The sequence below is a fragment of the Marinobacterium sedimentorum genome, assembly GCF_024267675.1.
Lineage (GTDB): Bacteria > Pseudomonadota > Gammaproteobacteria > Pseudomonadales > Balneatricaceae > Marinobacterium_A > Marinobacterium_A sedimentorum.
Genome location: NZ_JALDYX010000004.1, coordinates 154,028 through 175,047 on the forward strand (window position 1 = coordinate 154,028; position 21,020 = coordinate 175,047).

Sequence of the window (21,020 nt, forward strand, 5' to 3'; positions counted from 1 at the left end):
ATGGCGTTTGATCAAGGCACCCGCAACCGGCTGCAGAAGTTTGTCAGTGTCAGCCGGGAGCTACTCAGTGAAGAATTGACCCGCCAGCTGCAAGCGATCTACGGCCTGGACCCGAGAAACGGCACTATCGCCCGGCTGGACGAGCTCACCCACCTGGATAACCGTCAGCGCCAGACGGCACAGCTGCTGCGCGAGATCCTGCAACACTATATTGCCGCCACTCCGGGTAAAAACGACAAGGACAAAACCCTGCAGGCACTGGACCGGCTGGTGCGCGAGCAGGCGTTTACCGTGCTCAACCGCATGGCCGCCCTGCGTATGGCGGAAGCCCGTGGTGTGCTGATGGAATCCATCGGCCAGGGTTACAACTCCAGAGGCTTTCAGCTCTATAAAATGCTGGCAGGTAGCAGCCAGGGCGAAACCGGTGATGCCTACCGCAACTACCTTTTCAGCCTGTTCGATGAGTTTAGTATCGACCTGGAGCTGTTGTTCGACCGCCACAGCGCCCAGGGGCGCTTGTTCCCGCGGGAGGCAGCACTGCTGGAACTGCTGGAGCAGATCAACCACCCCGAAATCGAGCACCTCTGGGGTGAGGATGAAACCATCGGCTGGATCTATCAGTACTTCAATTCCCAGGAAGAGCGCAAAAAGATGCGCGCCGAGTCCCAGGCGCCGCGTAACAGCCGCGAACTGGCGGTGCGTAACCAATTCTTCACCCCACGCTATGTGGTGGAGTTTCTGGTGGATAACACTCTGGGGCGCATCTGGTTTGATGCCTCCGCTGGCCAGACCAGCCTCTACGACCGTTGCCAATACCTGTTGGTGAAACCGGAGGAGCTGGACGCCAAGCGGGCGGAAGCAGCACCGCGAACGCTGCGCGACCCGCGTACGCTCAAACTGCTGGACCCGGCCTGTGGTTCCATGCACTTTGGCCTCTACGCCTTTGACCTTTTTCTAGAGATATACCGTGAAGCCTGGCAATGGGAACAACATAAAGGCCCCGGTAGCCTGGATGTTTCCACCCAGCCAGAAGCGGGCCTAAAGCCGCTGAGTCAGACCTACAGGGATGAAGCGGCCTACCTGCGCGATGTGCCGCGCCTGATTATTGAGCACAACATCTACGGCGTGGACATCGACCCGCGCGCCGCCCAGATAGCGACCTTGGCACTCTGGTTGCGTGCCCAGCGCGCTTGGCACGATGCGGATGTCAAAGCACAGTTGCGCCCGGTGATCGGCCAGGGCCATGTGGTTGCCGCCATAGCACCGCCGGCGGAGAAGGATCTGCGTCAGCAGTTTGCGGCCCGGCTGGATAGCCAGGACGCCGAACTGTTCGAGAAAACCCTGCAACTGCTGCATAACCTGCCAGAGCTGGGTGTACTGCTGCAGGTAGAGCAGGAGCTGCCCAAGTTGATCAAGGAAATCTACGGTGGCAGCGGTACAGGTCTTTTTGCCGATCAGGAACAGGAAACTTGGCAGCAGGCAGAGCAGCGGCTGCGACAGGCATTGATTGCATTTACCGAACAGGCAAGCGGTAGCTACCAGGGCCGTTTGTTTGCCCTGGACGCCTTGCAGGGGTTGCGGCTGATAGATCTGACGCGGGAAAAGTTTGATGTGGTGGTTATGAATCCTCCGTTTGGGGCTCCAAGTAAATCATCAAAAGGTTATATTGACCGGAATTTCAGTCATGCAAGAAACGACTTGCTATGCGTGTTTATAGATCGTTCTGTGGAGCTATTGAACGATGGAGGCCTTCTTGGGTGCATAACCTCACGAACAGTACTTTTCCTTACCTCGTTCTCAGAGTGGCGTGAATCGACACTGCTGAATGTGGCACCTCCTTTAATTGTTGCTGACCTCGGGCATGGTGTACTTGATGCTGCTATGGTGGAAACAGCTGCGTATTGTTTGAAAAAGAATTCGGATTCAACAGTCGATATTCCATTCATTCGCCTTGGTCAGGCAGATAATCGGAATGAAAATCTAAAATGTATAATAAAAGACTTTCAGAAAGGTGGTGAATTAAAGTCTGTTTTTAGAGTTTCGCCGAGTTCTTTTAATAAGATCCCCGGCTCTCCATTTAGTTACTGGGTTGGCGAAGAAATTCGGAATTTATTTAAAAAGCACAGTCGTTTTGAAAGTGATGATGTTGTTGTTCGGGTAACGAATCCTACCGCAGATAATTTTCGGTATTTACGTAATTATTGGGAGTGTGTTTCAAAATCAATTGGTGAAAACGGGAACTGGGTTCCTTATGCGAAAGGTGGATCTAGTAAACGATATTATTACGATGTGAATCTCTTGGCTATGTGGGATCCTAAGGTTCCTACTTACAAAGGTTACTTAGGTACAGTTCATAGAACAGATATTAGGCCGGCCTCGCTAGACTATTTTTTCAAGCCTGGTATTATGTGGCCGCTTCGAGCGCCACGAATGTCTGCACAGGCATTTCCCGAGGGAACTGCATTCAGTGCTCGCAGTCAGTGTCTTTTTGCAGACAAAGATAATCTTCCTTATTTTCTTGGGTTAATGAATTCATCAACCTTAGACTATCTTTTTAAGGCTGCTCTGGGTCGAACAGACTTCCCAGAGTTTATAGTTGGTGTTCTTCGTAATTTACCTAAACCTGCTTTGTTAAAGGTAATCAGAGACGAAATATCTGACTTGGCAGTGCGTGCAGCAGTAACGAGTAGAAAATTAAGTGTTTTTGATGAGATTGATCGCATGTTTTTCGCGCCTCGCCTAGCATTCTATCGCGCAGAAGGGACTCTTGCGGATGCGGCGCAGGCATGTATTTTAAGAGAAGAAGAATGGCGTGTTGTTGTTGATGAAATCCAAACGAAAATAGATAGTCTGGTTTTTAAAGCTTACGAACTTTCTTCAGATGCAATTTCAGAAATATCTCGGTCTGCTTTTATTGGTCAAGAAATAACTGATGGTTTAGATGAGTCGGAAGTTGTTGTGAGTTCACAAGAAGATTGTTTTCGATGTCTATCAGAATCAAAAAATCTATTGGAGCTTGGCGGGCAGTTGTTTAGCTGGTTGATAGGGTGTGCATTTGGGAGGTGGAATGCCAATATTTCAATCTCTCAAATTGATGAAATATCAAAAATAGATTTGTTCGGGCTTCAGTCAATAGCTCCGTTACCTGCGCTTTTGAAAAGTGAAGCTGATTTGTATTCGAAAAATTTAATTCCGATTCTTGTCGATGATTCTGATAGTAAATCGGATATTATTCAAGCTATTGTCTCTATGGTTGAAGATTTGTGGGGTGATGATAGTGGATCAATAGAGATTGAATTTTCTTCTTTTCTACAGGTTAAAGACTTGCGAAGTTTTCTGCGGAAAGTTAATGGTTTTTTTGAGTTTCATCTCCAGCAATATTCAAAAAGTGGTAGAAAGGCACCTATTTATTGGCCGCTCGCTACACCTTCCATGTCCTATACCTTGTGGATCTATTATCCAGAGCTTAACGGTCAAACTTTATTTACAGCGGTCAATGATTTCATTGAACCAAAGCTGGAGAAAGTACGTGAAGATCTGAATACCTTGCGAGCTAAAGGCAGCAGTCGCAGCAAGCAAGAAGAGAAGCAACTCGAAGCGTTAGACGATCTTGAACAGGAGCTGGCAGACCTACGTGATACCCTGCTGGAGATCGCTCCTGGCTATCGCCCTAACCAGGACGACGGCGTGCAGATCAGCGCCGCACCACTCTGGTCGCTGTTCCGGCATAAACCCTGGCAGAAAGTGCTGAAAGACACCTGGAAGAAGCTGGAGAAGGGTGATTACGACTGGGCGCATCTGGCACTGAACTATTGGCCGGAGCGGGTGCTGCGCAAATGTCACGCAGACCGCAGCCTGGCCATCGCCCACGATGTTGAAGACAACTTCTGGGACGCGGTGGAAGTACCGGTGTCACGCCGCGGCAAGGAAACCGGCGAGACCAAGCTGGAATGGCAGCAGTGCGATCTGTCTGAGCCCGAGCTGCGGGCATTGATCCAACGTATCCGGCAGGAACGAGGCTTATGAGTGTAGATAGCACACCTGTTCGCAAGAGTATTCCCCGCATTGAGTCGATCAAGGTGGAGAACTACCGTGCGCTGAAAAAGATCGAGCTGAAAGACCTGACACCGCTGACGGTGCTGCTCGGCCCCAACGGTAGCGGCAAGTCGACGGTGTTTGATGTGTTCAACTTCCTGTCGGAATGCTTCCAGTTTGGCTTGCGCCACGCATGGGACCGGCGTGGCCGTGGCCGTGAGTTGAAAAGCCGCGGACAGACCGGGCCGATCAGTTTTGAGCTCAAATACCGCGAACGACCAGGCACGCCCATCATCACCTATCGCCTGGCCATAGATGAAGGCGGCAAAGGGCCGGAAGTGGTTGAGGAGTGGTTGCAGTGGCGGCGGGGTTCCAAGGGCAAGCCTTTCCGCTTTCTGGAGTTTTCGCGGGGTAAGGGCCGCGCAGCCAGTGGTGAAACGCCCGATGAAGATAATCAGCGGGAAGAGGTGAATCTGCGCTCGCCTGATTTGATTGCAGTGAACACCTTGGGTCAGCTCTCTGATCATCCGCGGATTGCAGCCCTGCGTGAGTTTATTACCGACTGGTATGTGTCCTATCTCTCCATCGACCAGACCCGTAACCAGCCGGAAGCCGGGCCGCAGGAGCGATTGAGCAAAGGCGGCGAGAACCTGGCCAATGTGATTCAGTACCTGAAAGAGCAGCACGCGGAACGTCTGGAGCAGATCTTCAGCGTGTTGCGTGAGCGCATTCCCCGCCTGGAGCGGGTGGAGGCAGAGCCGATGCCGGATGGCCGCCTGTTGTTGCAGATCAAGGATGCGCCTTTCGAGCAGCCGGTGCTGTCCCGCTATGCATCTGACGGCACCATGAAGATGCTGGCCTACCTCACGGTACTCTATGACCCGGAGCCGCCACGGTTTATCGGTATTGAAGAGCCGGAAAATTTCCTCCATCCACGTCTGTTGCCAGAGCTGGCAGAAGAGTGCCGCAATGCAGCCGCAAATTCCCAATTGCTGATCACCAGCCATTCGCCGTTCTTGCTCAATGCCATGCGCCCGGAGGAGGTGCGGGTGCTGTACCGCGATGAGCAGGGTTTTACCCAGGCGGTACGAGTGTCTGATATCCGTGGCATCAAGGCGTTCGTGCAGGAAGGGGCCAGCCTCGGCTACCTGTGGATGGAAGGTCATTTTGGGCTGGGCGATCCGCTGGTGAACCTTGGGGCGCCGCGCAACAAAACAAGGAAGTGAGTATGCTGGAAAAGCTGATGGTCTTTGTGGAAGAGATCTCCATGGAGGCCGCACTGGAGCAACTGATGCCCAAGTTGCTGGATGATATCGAGTTCGAGATCTTCCGCTTTCAGTGCAAAGATGACCTGCTGAAAAACCTGCCCGCCCGGCTGCGTGCCTACAGTACCTGGCTGCCCCCGGAGTGGGCCATTCTGGTGTTGGTGGATCGGGATAACAGTGATTGTCGTGAACTGAAGCAGCAGTTGGAGGGTATTGCTCAGGCCGCAGGGCTGCAGACCAAAAGCCAGGGTGTAGCCCGCTTTCAGGTGGCCAATCGCATTGTGATCGAAGAGCTGGAAGCCTGGTTCTTTGGCGACTGGGTGGCCGTCAAAGCCGCCTATCCCCGCGTGCAGGAAAATATTCCGCAGAAGGCGTCTTTTCGTGATCCCGATGCCATCAAAGGCGGCACCTGGGAAGCGCTGGAGCGGGTGCTGAAAAAAGCGGGCTACTTCTCGGTCGGCATCAATAAGTTGCAGTGTGCCCGCGAGGTGGCGGCTCACATGATCCCAGAGGCAAACCGCTCGGCCAGCTTTCAGGCCATGGTCGCAGCCGTTGAGGCCGCGCGGGCTTGGGACTAATCAGAATATGAGCCGTTGTGGATCATGGTTCATGCAAAAAGATCCGCAGCGCATGTTGTCGCTCATAGATGAGCGACAAGCAGGAGATTTATCAGGATGAACATAGCAGCCTTTATCCAGCAGGACGTCTTTGCCGCGCGCTTGGCCGGTGCTGATTCGCATCAAATATTGGTGGTGTATGACCCTGATCAACGCTATCGCCAGCTCTGTCTGGAAATGGCCAATGAGCGGCGTGTTGTGGTGGATGTAACAGAGTCGAGTATCGAGAGCCGTGCTCAGGCATTGGCGGCCTTGCAGCGCCTGGGAGAGAAGGGGATCGAGCAACTGCTGGTATATGTTCCGGTCGCCAAGGCACTTGAGGATGAAGCGCGGCAGAAGGACCCTTTTGCACTTTACGCCGCCTGTGGAGCGATCTTTCCGGACAGTGATGGCGATGAGTATCTCAACCTGTGCTTGAAAGCGAAGCCGGATCACGCCACCCAGATTCGCAGCATATTCGAGAAGGACGCTAACCCAAGCTTTGCCGTCATTGATGCGGTGGGGGGCGGTTTGGAATGGCCCAATCTGCGCGCGCTGTTGGATGTTGAATCTAGCCGCGACATTCTGTTTGCGCTCTTGGTACCTAGTGAGCGGCAGCAAGACGCGCTAAAAACCACTGATGCCTGGGTGGCTGAGGTCAAGACACTGTTACTGAACAGCATCGGCCTGAAGCTGCGGACCCGAGCGAAGAGCTGGAGTGCCATTGCCGATGAGCTTTGGTCGTACCTGCTCTTTAGTGAATTCGCCTTCGACCTGCCTGCAGCGTTGCCGGAAGCCTTGGACAACATACCGCACGCACCGAGTCAGGCTGCGCCTTTGATTGAGGACCTGTGTGAACGTTTGCGCAGCGACCGCCGTACTCAACCCACCTATATTGATCGGGCAGAGAGTATCGAGTCTGATCTGGAGCTGGTCGAGTATTGTAAACAGATGTTCGACCTGGGCCAGAAGGACACCTTTCCGTTTGAAGAGCGGACTTTTATGCTTCAGGCATTGCAGGCGCTGCAGCAGGATGACAGTAACCGCGTTCGGGATATTTTGGGTCGTCATGCTCATTCAGTCTGGACCGGCAAGGGGGAAAGTCAGGCGCAGTGGGATTTACTGCGCTCGGCGCTGATGCTGTTAGAGGCCTGTGAGCAGCGTGAGCAGGAGTTGTCGAGTTATGCTCGCAGTATGGAGGCCTTGCTGGAGTTCTATGTGTGCCAGCTGCGCGATGTGGATCGATTGCATCGCGAGTTTGAGCAGGCGGTCAGTGACTACGACTGGCAGGATACCTTCGGGGTCATGGAGCCAATCAAGCTGCGTGTGCGTCAGACCTATGGCCGCTTGATTGAGAAGGTGCAGATCCCCTTTACCAAGCACCTGGAACAGGGTGGTTGGCCGGTCTCCGGGTACTTGTCCAACAACGAGGTGTTCGACAAACTGGTCGCGCCCAAGCTACAGCAGAGCGGCCAGAAGGTGGCGTACCTGATGGTAGACGCGTTGCGCTACGAGCTGGGTGTCGCCCTGGAACAGCAGCTGAAAGAAGACGGTAAGGTCGAACTCAAACCTGCTTTGGTGCAGTTGCCCAGTATCACTTTGGTGGGCATGGCCAGCCTGCTACCGGATGCGGCCTCCAGTTTGACCCTCAAGCGCACGGATTCAGGGATGGTGCCGATGATGGGCGAACAGCCCATCAGCACAGTGGCACAGCGCATGGAGTGGGTGCGCAAGCGCTATGGTCAGCGTTTTCAGGAAGGGCGCCTGGAAGACTTTGTCCGTAACAAATTCGGTGTGGACGAGACAACAGAGCTGCTGATTTTGCGCTCAGTGGAGATCGACAGCCATTTCGAGAACCACCCGGATACCGCGCCGAACGAGATCCTCAATGCACTCAAACGCATCCGTGTAGCTGTGCATAAATTGCAGGATAAGGGCTTTAATGAGGTGGTGATTGCCACCGATCATGGCTTCTTTATGAATACTCATGCGGGTGCCGGTGATACCTGCCAGAAACTGCAGGGTAACTGGCTGAATACCCATGAGCGCTGCCTGCTGGGTGAGGGGGCGGGTGATGGCCATCATTACCAGATGAGTGCTGAAAAAGCCGGTATCCGCGGTGACTTTAGCCAACTGGCAGGCCCACGTTCGATGGCTGCGTATCGTTCGGGGCTGCTTTATTACCACGGCGGCGCTTCCTTGCAGGAATGTGTGGTGCCGGTACTGGAAATACAGCTGAAAGCGGCGGCGCAGCCGGCGATCCAGCAGGCCAGTGTGGTGCTGAGCTACAAAAATGGTGCTAAACGTATTACGACCCCGATGCCTGTGATTGAGCTGAGTGTTGAAACCCAAGACATGTTCTCTGTCGGGAATGGGTTTGAGGTCTTGCTGGAAGCGCAGGATAAGAAGGGTGAGGTCGTGGGTGAAGCTAAGCCAGGTGGAGCAGTGAATGCTGCCACCGGCTCGATCACACTGCAGCCAGGCGAAAAGGCAAAGATCATGTTGCGTATGCAGAAGGGATTTGAGGGTAAGTTCAAAGTGAAAGCCCTGAACCCGACCACGTTGGCGGTCTACTGTCAGCTAGAACTCGAAACTGACTATCTTGTGGTGTAACCCATGGACACTCTTGACCAGAATATTACGCAAGTTTTTGACGGAAAAGTCGTCCGCAAGGACCTCGTGCACCGTATCAAGAAGGGCACCAACGTCCCGACTTTCGTGCTGGAGTTTCTGCTGGCGCGTTACTGTGCCAGTGATGACGAAGAGGAAATTCAGGCCGGCATGGAAGCTGTGTTGGAATCCTTACAGGATAACTACGTGCGGCCTAACGAGGCGAACAAGGCGCAGTCAGTGGTGGCAACCAAAGGTAAGCATCGCTTTATCGATAAGGTACACGTGAACTACGTCGAGAAGGATCGACGGCACTGGGCCGCGTTGGAAAACTTCGATTCCCGTAAGGTCGCCATCAGCGAAAAATTCTATCGCGACAACGACCGGTTGCTGCAAGGCGGGCTTTGGTGCGAAGTCACGATTGCTTACAACGAGATCGAAGACGACGATTACGCCTTCTACATCGAAGACCTGAGCCCCATCCAGCTGAGCCGCTTCAACTACGATCAGTACTGCGAAGGGCGAAACGAGTTCAGCCGTGACGATTGGGTCGATGTAGTACTGCGCTCGGTGGGCCTGGAGCCGAGCAAGCTGACCCCGCGCGTGAAAATGCACTTTATTGCCCGGTTGCTACCGCTGGTGGAGCCCAACTTCAATTTTATCGAGCTGGGGCCGCGCGGGACCGGCAAGTCCTACTTCTTTAGCGAGTTTTCACCCTATTCGACGCTGATCAGTGGCGGTCAGGCCACTAAGGCGACGCTGTTCTATCACAATCAGCGAAAAAAAATCGGCTTGGTGGGGTTCTGGGATACGGTGGCTTTCGATGAGGTGGGGGGCATTAAGGTAAAAGATCCGGATACTATCCAGATCATGAAAGACTTCATGGCTAACGGACGATTTTCACGTGGCGTAGAGGTCATCGCCGACGCTTCGATGGCCTTTGTCGGAAACCTGGATCTGTCCGTTAAACAGATCGTCAATTCCGAGGTGTATGACCTCTTCCAGCCGTTACCTAAAGAGTTCGATCTAGCGATCATGGACCGCTTCGCCTGCTATCTGCCGGGTTGGGAAATGCCGAAAAACAGCAGCGAGTTCCTGACCAACAACTATGGCTTCATTACCGACTATTTGGCAGAGGCATTCCACTATCAGTTGAAGCACACCAATCGGTACGAAGAAGTCAGCAAGCGCATCCGCCTGGGGCGTGCTGTCGAAGGTCGTGACGAGAAAGGGATCAAGAAGACGGTTGCAGGCCTCCTGAAGATACTTCACCCCTCCGGCGCGCCGTCCGACGAAGAGTTCGAACAGTACGTGGCCTACGCGGTCGAATGCCGTCGCCGCGTCAAAGAGCAGATGAACAAGCGTAAATCAGACGATGAGTTCGCGCTGATCAATCTTTCTTACATTGATACGCATGGGAAAGAAATCGTCGTCTACTGTCCAGAATCGAAGTTAGCCTCCGCTACCCAAGAACCACTAAGGCGCGATATTCATAGTGAGTCTGAAGGCGCTCCGCAAACGCCCCGAGCACCCAGCGCCGCGAAAGAGCCGGTGGAGTCCCCAACGTCAGCGCCGTCGGAGAGTGATGAGGAGGTCGCCACAGGCGTCGAGGAGCCCCAGGAGCAACACTTCACGATCCATTACGGGGCTACCGGCTTTAGCTATGAGTCCATCATGGGTCCCTATCTGACTGGAGCTAAGTCCATCGATATTGAGGATCCCTACATTCGCGCCACACACCAGGTACACAACCTCGTGCGGTTCTGCGAGGCTTGCATCAAATCGCCAACCTTGCGAAAGATCACACTTACGACGAGCCACGACGATGATACCGATCTGAAGGAGCTGTCAGAGCGCCTCGAAGAGCTGAAGCAAAGCCTGTTGGACATCGATATCGAACTGGATATCAAGATCAACAATCACATGCATGACCGCGAAATCCGCATCGACAACGGCTGGACCGTCAAGATCGGCCGGGGACTCGACTTCTTCCAGCGACCGGATGGTTGGTTCGGTGTGGGGGCGAACGATCTTACTTTGCGTAAGTGCCAGGAGACGAAGGTGGATATTTATAAAAGCTAGGAGCGCATCCGGTTTTTTCGGTGGTGTGACTGAAGTATGGCCTCAAATCGCTGAATAGCTTTTTATACGATGGTTTGCACAGACTGGTTGAGGGTTCGAACGTGCGTGGAGTGAACAGTGGAATCTCCTCGCACAACCAAGGAGCAAGCTCACTATGGAGGGTATGACCGATTTAATGGACGCTTGGCGAAAGCAGTTTGAAGCGAACAATCGGGACAAGCCGCGGCCCTTCAACCTCGATGGAGTTGTGTCGGAGGAGCACTGGGAGATGGCGCCGCGCAAAGTGCTATTTGTTCTTAAAGAAACCAATAGCCGGCGGCAGCAAGATATTCGGGAAGCCATTCTGCGCTCTTCGCAAAAGAAAACCGGTTGGCATAAAGGCAAAGTACTGCGTCGTGTCGGTCGTTGGGCCTACGGACTAACGCATTATGACGGCGAGATACCCGACTTCACCCAGGCTAAAAAATCACAGTTTCAGGCGCCACTGTCGATTGCCTATTTGAACCTGCGCAAGACATCGGGTGGCGCGCGGACAAATGCCAAGGCCCTCGAACGGGATGTCCGAGTGTATGCAGAATACACTCGCCAACAAATCGAGCTGATCAATCCCGAGATTGTGGTGCTGTGTGGCACTTACAACGTTGTTAAAAAAGAGCTCTATCCTGAACTTAAGAAGGTTTCTGCCCGTGTTCACAGCTTGAACGAACGTATCTTCATCAACGTATTCCACCCGGCCCAGCGAACGCTTAAAGCCCGGGATCTGTATGACCAGGTGCTCGTGAACTATCACTGTTATGCACAGTTGTTGGAGGATTCTCAATTGGGCCCAGCTAAAGTAGGCTAGGCTTTCCCGGCTGTTGTCATCAAACAAGGAACGATTGCATGTACGAGCGTATTGCGTTGGTCAAAACAGGGTGGTCGGATGACTACCAGGGTGGAATTGTTGTTGGTAGACACTCCCATATTAATGATTACGAAGAAGCTGGAGAGAGCTTTAATTTTAGACAGTGTAAAGATGGCCGCTACTATGCATATATTCCACCGATCGGCAAGAACGAACGGTCCCCTCAACCAAGAGAGAAGTATGGGTGGCTGATCCTTTTCGTTTCGGCACGCAAAGGCTCCGGACCACTGACGGTTGTCGGATGGTACAGAAATGCGATCATCCATGATGAATACATTCCGAGGCCGGAATACGATTTGGAAGATGACTTTCCAGTAAACAAGGACGACGAACCGTTCACCTACTGTATCAGCTCAGATGAAGCATATATGATTCCAACCTCAGACCGACGCCACACTATAACGGGTGGCCGAATAAAGCGTTCACCCATAATGTACTTACGCGGCAATGGTGCTGATGATCCGTGGCGAGAGGGGGGGGCTGAGCTGGCAGAAGCTATTGTACATGAGCAGGCTGAATTGCTGGCGAATAACCCGCCGACACTTGTTTTTCCTGATGCTGACGTTCGAAAACGGATCGAAAAATCAGCTGTCGATGCGGTAATAAAGCAGTTATCTGGTGAATACAGCATAGCTGACCGTCAGAAAGACAATTGCGGTTATGATCTGCTTGCGCGTCACAAAAAAAACGGTGATGAATTGCATATTGAGGTTAAGGGAACGTCTAGAGATCATCCTCATTTCTATATGACGCGCAATGAGCATAGGTATATGCGCCATCCTCAATGGCGTCTGGGAATGGTAACTAATGCTCTTGAGGATCCGGAGGTGGCAATCTTGAATGCACGTGAGGTCAGTCGCGTCTTTGAACTAGAACCGTTTGCTTGGGAGGCGGTTGCGAAATAGAAGTTGGCCAGAGCGTACTTGGGCGGTTTTGAGTGTGTGGTGCATTACTACACTTCAGCCCTCTAAACTGCCCGTCCCTTCAGTAAGCTCTAGTTTCTCCATCCAGTTCGCCAGTGTCTGATGGTTAGGTAACCCAAGTAGTTTGGCTGCTTTTGTTCGTTGTCCTGCTGTCACTTTCAGAGCTTCAAGAATGCAGTGGCGCTTTGTTTCGTCGAGTAACTCATGAATATTGATTCCGCTTCGTACATCGAAGTTTAGGTTTTCTGCTGAAGCTTTTTGTTGGCGTTGAAATAGCGCGGCTTGTAACGTTTCAGCATCGATGGTTTCGCCGTCTGACCAGATGGATGCCCGTAGTAATGTAGTCCAGAGTTCACGTACGTTGCCGGGCCAGGACTGCTGTTTAATAAACTGCCGGGCTTCGTCGGAAACGGTCTTATGCTGATAGCCAGGTTGAGACGTAGCATCGTCATTGATTCGACCCATCAAGTCATCGACCAGGATGTCGATATCATCCTGTCGCTCTTTCAAACTTGGAAGCTGAATGACGCCAACAGCCAGCCGGTAAAACAGATCTTCTCGAAAGGCGCCGTCGTCGACCATCGACAGCAAGTCCCGATGGGTGGCGGCAATAACACGAACATTTACCTTGCGTGGTTTGCTCTCACCAACACGGTTGATTTCACCTTGTTGCAGAGCCCGTAATAGCTTTACCTGGGCTTCCAATGGCAGCTCGCCGAGCTCATCGAGAAGCAACGTTCCGCTATCTGCTTCTTCGAAGAACCCTTTTCGGGTCTCCTCCGCCCCGGTAAATGCCCCTTTTTTATGGCCAAATAATTGCGAATCGATCAATGACTGGGGGATTGCGCCACAGTTAACGGCAATAAAGGGCTTGCCGGAGCGGAGCGACGCTCCATGGATTGCGTTAGCAATTACCTCCTTGCCGGTACCAGAGGCACCCAGAATGATCACGGGCACATCTCGAGGAGCGAGTCGCTTCGCGATAGAGACAGCCTGGGCCATCGCTGGCGAAACCGCGGCGATATGTTCAAAGTGCGCATCCAGGTTCGGCATACCAGATGCCAGTGCCTGCAACCTGCCATCCTGCTGCTTCAAGTACTCCAAAGAAATATCGAAGGGGAGGTCGACCTTTTCGAGGCCATGCTGCCTCGAGGTCTGGACCAGGTCGCAGTCGAATACACCCTTTCCCAGCAGCAGCCAGGTTGCAATCATAGCGGGTGTGCCCGACGTGAGATTCAGCGTAACTTTGTTCCCTGGCAGGCTGTATCCAGCTAATTCGTCACGGGCCACATCGTAGATGCCGTCGTAATCGATCGGGCTACTGATCTCAGCTTCTCGGCAATTGATGCGCATAGTACGATTTTGTTCGCTGAGGCGCTTGTTCAGCCAAGCCTCATACCGGGGAATCTGATCGAACCAATTGTTCGCCAGCAACCGCAGCTCGTCGAATGGCCATTCAGATTGAAGAAGGATCGAGCCGATCGGGCCAAGTTCATCTTTCTCCTCGGCCGCCAAGTCTTGGCTTCCTAGCCAGCTGATTAGTATCCGTTTCATAAGTAGCTGCTATGTAAGATTATTTACAAGATTGAAATATCATTTACGGGAGTTTAGCAGCTTACGAAAATTTAATGTAGTTACCAGTTGTGTCCCTGGCGTCGCGCGCTATCAGGCTTCTCCTTGCTAGGCTCGTTGGCCACCGTCGCTTGATCTTTCTGGGAAGCTGCTTGGTTGCGCTAAAATAGATCTGTAAAAAATTTATCAAATTGTAAAAAAAATTACATAAATAGATGTTTTGTTGCAGTACTTTATTCGTAATTGATTGAATATTAAGAAGTTTTTATTTTTGGTATGCCTTGTGCATTCTCTAGTATGTTCTCATATTAACTTGGAGATTGGCATGGGCTATCAGATTGATTTTCTTGGTGTAGGGGCTGAGTCGAAAAGTGGGGATGCAATTGCCATCCGCTTTGGCAACCTGCATGGCAACCGTGAAGAACAAGTTGTCGTGGTTATCGATGGAGGGTTTAAAGATACCGGTGATGAACTGGTCAATCATATCGTAACTCACTTCGGGACCAGGATAGTGGATTTGGTGATCAGTACCCATCCGGACCAAGACCATATCAATGGGCTAGAAACTGTTTTGTCGGAACTGACCGTCAATGAATTATGGATGCATCTACCCTGGCAACATAATGCAGGTCTGGCATCCAAATTCGAGGATGGTCGTGTTACTGATAACAGTCTCGGTGAGCAGTTGAAGGAGAGCCTTGAAAAGGCATATGGCCTGTACAAGGTCGCACAAGCCCAGAGAGTGAATGTTAAAGAGCCATTTTTAGGGCTCGTGGATGTTTCAGGGTGTGTGAAAGTGCTTGGGCCTTCGGAACAATATTACGAAGGGCTGATTCCCAGTTTCGATGGTATGGCTGGACCAAAGCAACAGGCCCGAACCAGACCTGTCGGTTTGCTAGAAAGGGCAATGCAGCAGCTGCGTAAGATTTTTGTTAGTTGGGGGGAGGACAAAATCTCCGATGACGGTGTGACTTCCGCCAAGAATAATGCAAGTGTCATTACTCAACTCATTATTGATGGTCGTCGATTTGTCTTCACTGCTGACGCTGGAGTCGAGGCGCTGGGGCATGCTGCTGATCAACTCGATCAATGCCCTGACCCGGCGTCTCTAACCTTTATTCAAGTTCCGCACCATGGCAGTCAGCGGAATGTTGGGCCGTCGGTTTTGAATAGGTTGGTAGGAGAACCAATCGCCGAAGGTGAAACTCGCGATATTATCGCGATTGCGTCTACGGCTAAACAAGGCGACCCCAAGCACCCCCGGAAAGCTGTCGTCAATGCGTTCACTCATCGTGGTGCCAGAGTGCTGGCAACTCGTGGCTCCTGTATCTGTCACCACAATGATGCGCCCAGACGGGAAGGATGGGGGCCTGTAACGGCAGAACCCTATTACTTCGAGCTGGATGAGGATTAGAGATTATGCTTAAAAACCTTAAAGCTCAGAATGTGGCACCTCTCGGGCTACTGGTGCTTTCGTCGCTGTTGTTGGCTGTAATTTTGACCTACGGAGTCGATGAGCTACCTGAATTGAAGCACGTGATTGCTGAACTGGGCGGTCTGGCCGCCATCACTGCTTTGAGTGTACTGCTAACTTATTTGCTACCGGCAAACATGAAACATTGTTTGATATATCTTCGTTTCAGCAATGCTCTGCCCGCGCACCGTTTTTGCCGTCTGATGGCGTTTGATCCTCGCGTGGATCAGCTACGGCTAAAAGCGCTGTTGCCGGACCTGCCTACTTTGGCTGATGAGGGCACTGCGCAGAACATCTATTGGTACCGGCATATCTATCAGCCAGTTAGGGATGCTGAGCTTGTCAAAGGGGTACATAAAGCATTCCTGCTCTATCGTGATACCGCCACCGCACTGCTGGTTATAGCTTTGCTGCTGAACGTATCAAACCTTGCTGAGGCGTGGTTTTTATTTCAGTCGATGCAAGTATCAATGGGATTTCTAATTGTAATCTACGTTGAAGCATTGCTGATGGGGCTGGCAGCACACAATTGCGGGAATCGCTTTGTAACCACCGCGGTTACGGAGTTTGTAATGCAGCATTGCTCGGTACCGAGCGATTAGTTGCAGTGGGTGTTGGCACGAGTGGTGGACAGGTTAGATTGGTGTTTGTTCGTTGTCTGTAGGACGCTGGGTTTGGACGTTGAAAAGGGGAAGACGACTGGGCTTCCCCTCGTTGAGTTTTTGACGATCAAGTTGTCGCGAGTTAATCGTCCAGTTCCTACAGCATCCCTCGCTCAGCCAGTGATACATGTCCCTCGGTACTGACGACGACGTGATCCAGAGTGCGCACGCCGACCATGCTCAACGCATCCCGAAGCTGGATAGTGATCCGCTTATCGGCCTCGCTGGGCTCCGGGTCACCCGATGGGTGGTTATGGACCAAGACCAGGGCGGCGGCGTTGTGAGATAGCGCGATCTTGACGACTTCCCGCGGGTAGACGCTGGCTGCATCCAGTGTGCCTCGAAAAATCTCCTCAAACGTAATAATTCGATGACGGTTATCCAGCAGCAGTGCACCAAAGACTTCATGTTCGTAGGCATGCATCAGGGTCTGCAGATAGCTGAAGGCATCGGCGGGTTGCTCGATGCGGCGCCCCTTGGCCAGACGCTGGCGTGATAACTGTTGGGCCATGGTGAGAATGTCCTCTTCAGTGACAGGCGTTTCGGCAACATAGGTACCGGCTTTCTCGCCGGCTTTGAATTTGTGGTATTTCATTGAAGGCTACTCCGGAAAACCCCGGGAGACCGACCGCCCATAGGGTGCGGCGTGTCTCCCCTTGGGCGAGTGGGTGGTGTTGGGTTAGGGTTTTAACAGCAGGTTTTTCGTGACGTTGAACAGTTCGCGCTTCAGGTCTTTCAGATCGTTGATCACCAGGCTGGAGGGGAAGAACCGCTCGACGGAGCGGGTTTGTATGCCGATGCCCAGCAGTTCAAAGCCACTGCGGTGGCAACGGTTGACGATATCGTGGGCGGCGTTCCAGTCGTCCGGCTCACCGTCGGTCAGTACGATTATCAGTTTGCGTTTCTCCTTTTGTCTGAGCAGGTCGTTGGCGACAAACCACATCGCCGGCGCCAGTGGTGTGCAACCTCGGGGTGTCTGGGCAAAGCGCGCTGCCTCTCGACGTACGGATTGGCGGGGTCGTAATGCCACCGCGACATCTTCAGCGCAGCCTGGAAAGAAACTGACCGCGGTCGAGACGCCGGGTATGCCTTCCAGCGCCAGCGCTAAGGCCAAGGCTGCTTCATTGGCGATCTGATAGTATTTGCGACCGCTGTCAGCGGCGGTTTTGGCCATGGAGCCTGAGACATCGACCAGCAGGTGCACAGCCGCATTCGGTGCCACCCGGTTGCTGCGGGTCAGGAACAGGCGAGATTCGCCGGTTCGAGAACGAGCGAGCCGGTTATGGTCGATCTGTCGTCCCTGGTGTTTGGCATGGGGGCGGTTGTCCTGACTGGACTGCACCAGGCCCCGCAAGCGGGCACGGACTCGGGCAGACTCTCCTGCTGCGTGTTGCAGAATGGCTGGATCGCCGGGCTGTGCCAGCTCGGGCCGGGGCATGTTGAATGCCGTAGCCCCCTGATGTTGCTGCGCTTCAGCCTGTAGCAGGCTTGCGACCTGGGTAAACAGGTCTGCGTTGAATGCATCTTCGCCCGCTGACAGAATCTGCTGCAACATGGATTCGTTTAGATCTGCGGACGACCTGCCTTGGTCTGTGGATGAACTGCCAGGCTCGTGGGGGAGGCAGTCGTCCTGGGTGTCGTTGTTCGGGGAGGTCTGAGAACTCTCCTCGTTAGTGGCTGAGGTGTCAGGCTCGTCCCCAGCTGGAGGGGCGTGGTGATGGCCCGCCGGTCGCGGCACCGGTTCAGCATCCTCCTCAACCTCCTCAAACAGTTGAATAATGGCATCAGCACTCTGCAGGGCGTCTGCCGTGGATGCCAGATCTTTGATCGCATCTGTGATAGCCGTCAGGCGTGACAGCACGCTCGCCGGAAGCTGTGTACTGAACTGGGCATCCACGGCCTGATACAGCGGCGCCAGTACCGACTGACCCAGTAGCTGACTCCGCAGCCGGAACAGCAACCAACTCTGTAATAACGTAGCGGGGTGGTTGTCTGTAGACACGGTGAGTTGCTGGTGATCCACCATGTATCTCAGCACCTCGTGAATGGTGCGACGAGTTCCGGGGTAATCCTGGGCGAGTGCGGCTTCGATACGGATGTCTTCGATGATGTTCAACAGCGCCTTGCGTAGCGGATGTGAGACCGCCTCAGCCACTACGTCGAAATCGGTATGGCGGATATGTGCGGCTTCATGGGCCAGATAACCCCAGGCGACCTGCTGGAAACGGGGATCATCCGGATTGGCGGCCGGTATGACGATGCTGTCACCGTCGGTATAGGCGTCCTGACCCTGGATGAGGACTTTGACGCCAAACTTTTCACCATAGGCCGCAGCCACGATCGGCAGGGCATTCTTCAGTGGATGGTTCATCTTTAGCTCCTTTGCAGGGGCGCGACTCCCTCGGGGAGTGACACCCCGGTTGGGTTAGTGGATTGGCCAGGTGAGAGACCACCTGAGCGGGTCTTTGTATGCTGTTGCTTCCCCCCCTTCGTTTGGTGCGCTCAGGCAGGGTCTGCCGGCAGGAACACCATCGCCGTCACCCAGATGCCTGCAGTATCGGCGGACGCAACAACCAGCGGGCTTTTCGGAATGACGACACTGTGGGTGGCATAGCTCTGTTGTGCGATATGGCGGCAACGCTGAACGTCGAACAGCTGCTCGCTGTCGACCGGCTCTATCAATGCTGAGAGTTCAGGTTCCAGTCGTTGCAGTTCTGTGGCTGAGTGCAGATAGGCGTTTGAGGGCATGGTGATATCTCCGCGTTGGGCTTCGGCTAGAAATAGAAGGACCCTGGCTGGGCAGGAACCGCGGGTGTGCGCGACGGCAGCGTCGCTGGTCTGGAACCAGGGCCGGTGTGCGGTTTTGAGTGCGGTGTGGAGAGGGTATCCTCATCGGTGGGTATGTCGGCGTGAGGGAGGGTACTGGCCAGCATGTGCTGCAGCGTCAGTTGTCCTTCGCCATGGCGCTTCATTTTGTCCGGGTCGGACAGGATCAGAATCAGGGCCAGCAGTTCATGGTACTGGTGACCTGTTATCGGCCCGGCTTTGGGCAGTTGCGGGAAGAGTCGGTCCATGGCATCGACCATCGGTTGTACGCGGTGATCAAGAAAGGACAGGCCGTTGAGCTTGTCATGCAGGCGTCGCAGGGGGTTGAGGGAGCGCTGACTGATCTGATTTTTACCGGCCACAGAGCGTTCAAAGAGTTCATTGGCATCCCGGGCCACTTCGCACAGGAGGGTATGGCCCATGCCGCTAATCTTGTCATCCAGCGGGGCTGCTTGGTGGGAGGGTTGTATCCGGTAGACCGTGTAATCGAACTGCAACCGCTGGGCGACATCGGCGACCGGGGCAATAGCGCGACGAATCGCCTCCGCAAAGTCGGGGTGTTTGGCGATCCAGTCATGGGTGACCTGATCATAGTTATCGAGGAAGGTGTTTTTGCAGGCCGCAAACTCTCGGCCAATTCGGTCCAGTTCCGGCAGTATCTGCTCGATGCGGGCCTCAGGTACCGCATAGCCGCCGAGAAAGCGCACACCGATCTGCTCACACAGGCGCTGCGCTTCCTTCTTCAGCCGCTCAAACTGCGCGAGGGCTTCGGGATCACAGATCTTCTTGCTCCCCAGGCTCGCGACATCGGTGGGGGGCAGCTCGCTGCCATCCACGAGACGCAGGTCCTCGGGACGCAGCTTTTTACGGCCACTCCAGATGGAACAATCGATATGGCAGATCACCAGTTTTTCCAGGGTCTTAATGCTCATGAGGGTGGTTCCTTAAGATATGGGGGTACGCGCCAGCCTGATGGATGACGTGCCGCCGGGGGCGTTATGTGGTAGGTGGTAATGGCGGTTGGCGGTGTTGATGGTGTTGTGGATACCCAGAGGCGCCTTCGTCATGCCTGCCAGTGATCGCCAAAGACATCGGCCGCAATACGGTGAATGGCTTCGCGCTGCTCCGGTTCTGCCCGGGCTGTCAGCGCACGGACCAGGGCGTATTCCACGGCATTGGGTGCGCCCTTAAAGGCCAGTGTCAGCTTGGCCCAGCGCAGCAGGGTACGCGTTGATAGCGTGATGCTGAGCTCCGCGCCGTTGTCGGCCCCCCCGATAAACAAGCGTCGAATATCGTTGGCCACCTTCACCATCTTCTGCCGGAAGAGCTGCGGCAAGGCGGGCACGACGCGCTCGAGTATGGCTTCTTCTATAGCCGTGTCGGCATAGCGGGCCTCAAGGAGGCGAAAGCGATCCAGAAAGGCCAGGTTCTGTTGCAGCACGCCCTGATACAGCCCCGTCTGATCACCGCTGCCGGCACTGTTGCCGGTGGCAATAAAGCGAAACTTGGGATGGGGCTGAATGATTTCACCGCCGTTCTGGGCAATGACCAGCGGTGCGCCTTCAAGGATGTCATTGAGCCCGGCCAGCTCAGTCGGCTCTGCCAGGTCCAGTTCGTTGATGATCAGCAAATGACCGTGTTTAACCGCCAACGCCAGGGGGCCGTCAACAAAGGCCATGTTGCCGTTGACCAGAGTGTGATGCCCGGTGAGATCCGACAGCTCCAACCGGCCATGGGCCGTGATCTGCTGTACGGGCCAATTAAGGCGTGCGGCGATCTGGCAGATCAGCGACGTCTTGCCACATCCCGTGGGGCCGCTGATGTACAGACCGTCACCGTCCGGGTTGGACAAAAAGGCCAACACGTCGCGCAGATCCTCCTTGCGAAATACATACTCATCTCTGAGGCGCGGGATATTGGGGTGGTCACTGTCCGGGCCGAACCCCTCCAGTACAAAGCTGTCGGGCGCGGGCACGTTGAAGGTGGTGTTCACCTGAACCAGGTAGTGCGTGGTATCCGTCATGATTAACCTCGGCATAAATACAAAAGCCCCCTGACCAGGAGGTCAGGG

Annotated in this window: 15 protein-coding genes; 9 read left to right on the plus strand and 6 right to left on the minus strand. The window is 53.8% G+C overall.

Features of this window, described 5'->3' with window-relative positions; translation table 11 throughout:
• From pglX to MRS74_RS06215, 7 genes are all read left to right on the plus strand, one after another.
• Positions 1–4,026, plus strand: a complete 4,026-nt coding sequence (pglX, locus tag MRS74_RS06185; protein ID WP_254579407.1) for a BREX-1 system adenine-specific DNA-methyltransferase PglX — start codon at positions 1–3, stop codon at positions 4,024–4,026.
• Complete coding sequence (locus MRS74_RS06190; protein ID WP_254579408.1) at positions 4,023–5,261, plus strand: AAA family ATPase; 1,239 nt, start codon at positions 4,023–4,025, stop codon at positions 5,259–5,261. Before pglX ends, MRS74_RS06190 begins: the two co-directional genes overlap by 4 nt.
• Before the next feature lie 2 nt (positions 5,262–5,263).
• The gene (locus MRS74_RS06195; protein ID WP_254579409.1) at positions 5,264–5,878 is read left to right on the plus strand and encodes a DUF4276 family protein; all 615 of its coding nucleotides are present in this window, start codon (positions 5,264–5,266) and stop codon (positions 5,876–5,878) included.
• Positions 5,879–6,019: 141 nt separating this feature from the next.
• Positions 6,020–8,509, plus strand: coding sequence for a PglZ domain-containing protein (locus MRS74_RS06200; RefSeq protein WP_254579410.1), 2,490 nt, complete (start codon positions 6,020–6,022; stop codon positions 8,507–8,509).
• A gap of 3 nt (positions 8,510–8,512) precedes the next feature.
• A complete protein-coding gene (gene brxL, locus MRS74_RS06205) occupies positions 8,513–10,588 on the plus strand; it encodes a BREX system Lon protease-like protein BrxL (protein WP_254579411.1) in 2,076 nt (691 codons plus the stop codon).
• A gap of 154 nt (positions 10,589–10,742) precedes the next feature.
• Complete coding sequence (locus tag MRS74_RS06210) at positions 10,743–11,432, plus strand: uracil-DNA glycosylase family protein (protein ID WP_254579412.1); 690 nt, start codon at positions 10,743–10,745, stop codon at positions 11,430–11,432.
• A gap of 38 nt (positions 11,433–11,470) precedes the next feature.
• A complete protein-coding gene (locus MRS74_RS06215; RefSeq protein WP_254579413.1) occupies positions 11,471–12,397 on the plus strand; it encodes a protein NO VEIN domain-containing protein in 927 nt (308 codons plus the stop codon).
• A gap of 54 nt (positions 12,398–12,451) precedes the next feature.
• On the opposite strand, the gene MRS74_RS06220 is transcribed toward MRS74_RS06215, so the two are convergent.
• On the minus strand, positions 12,452–13,930 hold the full coding sequence (locus MRS74_RS06220) for a sigma-54 interaction domain-containing protein (RefSeq protein WP_254579414.1): 1,479 nt from the start codon (positions 13,928–13,930) through the stop codon (positions 12,452–12,454).
• Between the two features lie 382 nt (positions 13,931–14,312).
• Between MRS74_RS06220 and MRS74_RS06225 the strand changes: the two genes are divergently transcribed.
• The gene (locus tag MRS74_RS06225) at positions 14,313–15,401 is read left to right on the plus strand and encodes a ComEC/Rec2 family competence protein (protein WP_254579415.1); all 1,089 of its coding nucleotides are present in this window, start codon (positions 14,313–14,315) and stop codon (positions 15,399–15,401) included.
• Positions 15,402–15,406: 5 nt separating this feature from the next.
• On the plus strand, positions 15,407–16,063 hold the full coding sequence (locus MRS74_RS06230; RefSeq protein WP_254579416.1) for a hypothetical protein: 657 nt from the start codon (positions 15,407–15,409) through the stop codon (positions 16,061–16,063).
• A 157-nt stretch (positions 16,064–16,220) separates the two neighbouring features.
• Here the strand turns inward: MRS74_RS06230 and radC are convergent, their stop codons facing one another.
• From radC to MRS74_RS06255, 5 genes are all read right to left on the minus strand, one after another.
• The gene (radC, locus tag MRS74_RS06235; protein WP_254579417.1) at positions 16,221–16,718 is read right to left on the minus strand and encodes a RadC family protein; all 498 of its coding nucleotides are present in this window, start codon (positions 16,716–16,718) and stop codon (positions 16,221–16,223) included.
• An 84-nt stretch (positions 16,719–16,802) separates the two neighbouring features.
• Positions 16,803–18,494: a VWA domain-containing protein gene (locus MRS74_RS06240; protein ID WP_254579418.1), complete on the minus strand. Its 1,692-nt coding sequence runs from the start codon at positions 18,492–18,494 to the stop codon at positions 16,803–16,805.
• Positions 18,495–18,625: 131 nt separating this feature from the next.
• Complete coding sequence (locus MRS74_RS06245) at positions 18,626–18,871, minus strand: hypothetical protein (protein ID WP_254579419.1); 246 nt, start codon at positions 18,869–18,871, stop codon at positions 18,626–18,628.
• A 26-nt stretch (positions 18,872–18,897) separates the two neighbouring features.
• Positions 18,898–19,881, minus strand: a complete 984-nt coding sequence (locus MRS74_RS06250; RefSeq protein ID WP_306421961.1) for a DUF3150 domain-containing protein — start codon at positions 19,879–19,881, stop codon at positions 18,898–18,900.
• Positions 19,882–20,012: 131 nt separating this feature from the next.
• On the minus strand, positions 20,013–20,972 hold the full coding sequence (locus tag MRS74_RS06255) for an AAA family ATPase (protein WP_254579420.1): 960 nt from the start codon (positions 20,970–20,972) through the stop codon (positions 20,013–20,015).
• Positions 20,973–21,020: the final 48 nt, after the last annotated feature.

Bases quoted from the DNA above. Each gene is read 5' to 3' on its own strand.
- pglX (WP_254579407.1), top strand. From the start codon at position 1: ATGGCGTTTGATCAAGGCACCCGCAACCGGCTGCAGAAGTTTGTCAGT.
- MRS74_RS06195 (WP_254579409.1), top strand. From the start codon at position 5,264: ATGCTGGAAAAGCTGATGGTCTTTGTGGAAGAGATCTCCATGGAGGCC.
- radC (WP_254579417.1), bottom strand. From the start codon at position 16,718: ATGAAATACCACAAATTCAAAGCCGGCGAGAAAGCCGGTACCTATGTT.
- MRS74_RS06230 (WP_254579416.1), top strand. From the start codon at position 15,407: ATGCTTAAAAACCTTAAAGCTCAGAATGTGGCACCTCTCGGGCTACTG.
- MRS74_RS06190 (WP_254579408.1), top strand. From the start codon at position 4,023: ATGAGTGTAGATAGCACACCTGTTCGCAAGAGTATTCCCCGCATTGAG.
- MRS74_RS06225 (WP_254579415.1), top strand. From the start codon at position 14,313: ATGGGCTATCAGATTGATTTTCTTGGTGTAGGGGCTGAGTCGAAAAGT.
- MRS74_RS06255 (WP_254579420.1), bottom strand. From the start codon at position 20,972: ATGACGGATACCACGCACTACCTGGTTCAGGTGAACACCACCTTCAAC.
- brxL (WP_254579411.1), top strand. From the start codon at position 8,513: ATGGACACTCTTGACCAGAATATTACGCAAGTTTTTGACGGAAAAGTC.
- MRS74_RS06250 (WP_306421961.1), bottom strand. From the start codon at position 19,881: ATGAGCATTAAGACCCTGGAAAAACTGGTGATCTGCCATATCGATTGT.
- MRS74_RS06210 (WP_254579412.1), top strand. From the start codon at position 10,743: ATGGAGGGTATGACCGATTTAATGGACGCTTGGCGAAAGCAGTTTGAA.
- MRS74_RS06215 (WP_254579413.1), top strand. From the start codon at position 11,471: ATGTACGAGCGTATTGCGTTGGTCAAAACAGGGTGGTCGGATGACTAC.
- MRS74_RS06245 (WP_254579419.1), bottom strand. From the start codon at position 18,871: ATGCCCTCAAACGCCTATCTGCACTCAGCCACAGAACTGCAACGACTG.
- MRS74_RS06240 (WP_254579418.1), bottom strand. From the start codon at position 18,494: ATGAACCATCCACTGAAGAATGCCCTGCCGATCGTGGCTGCGGCCTAT.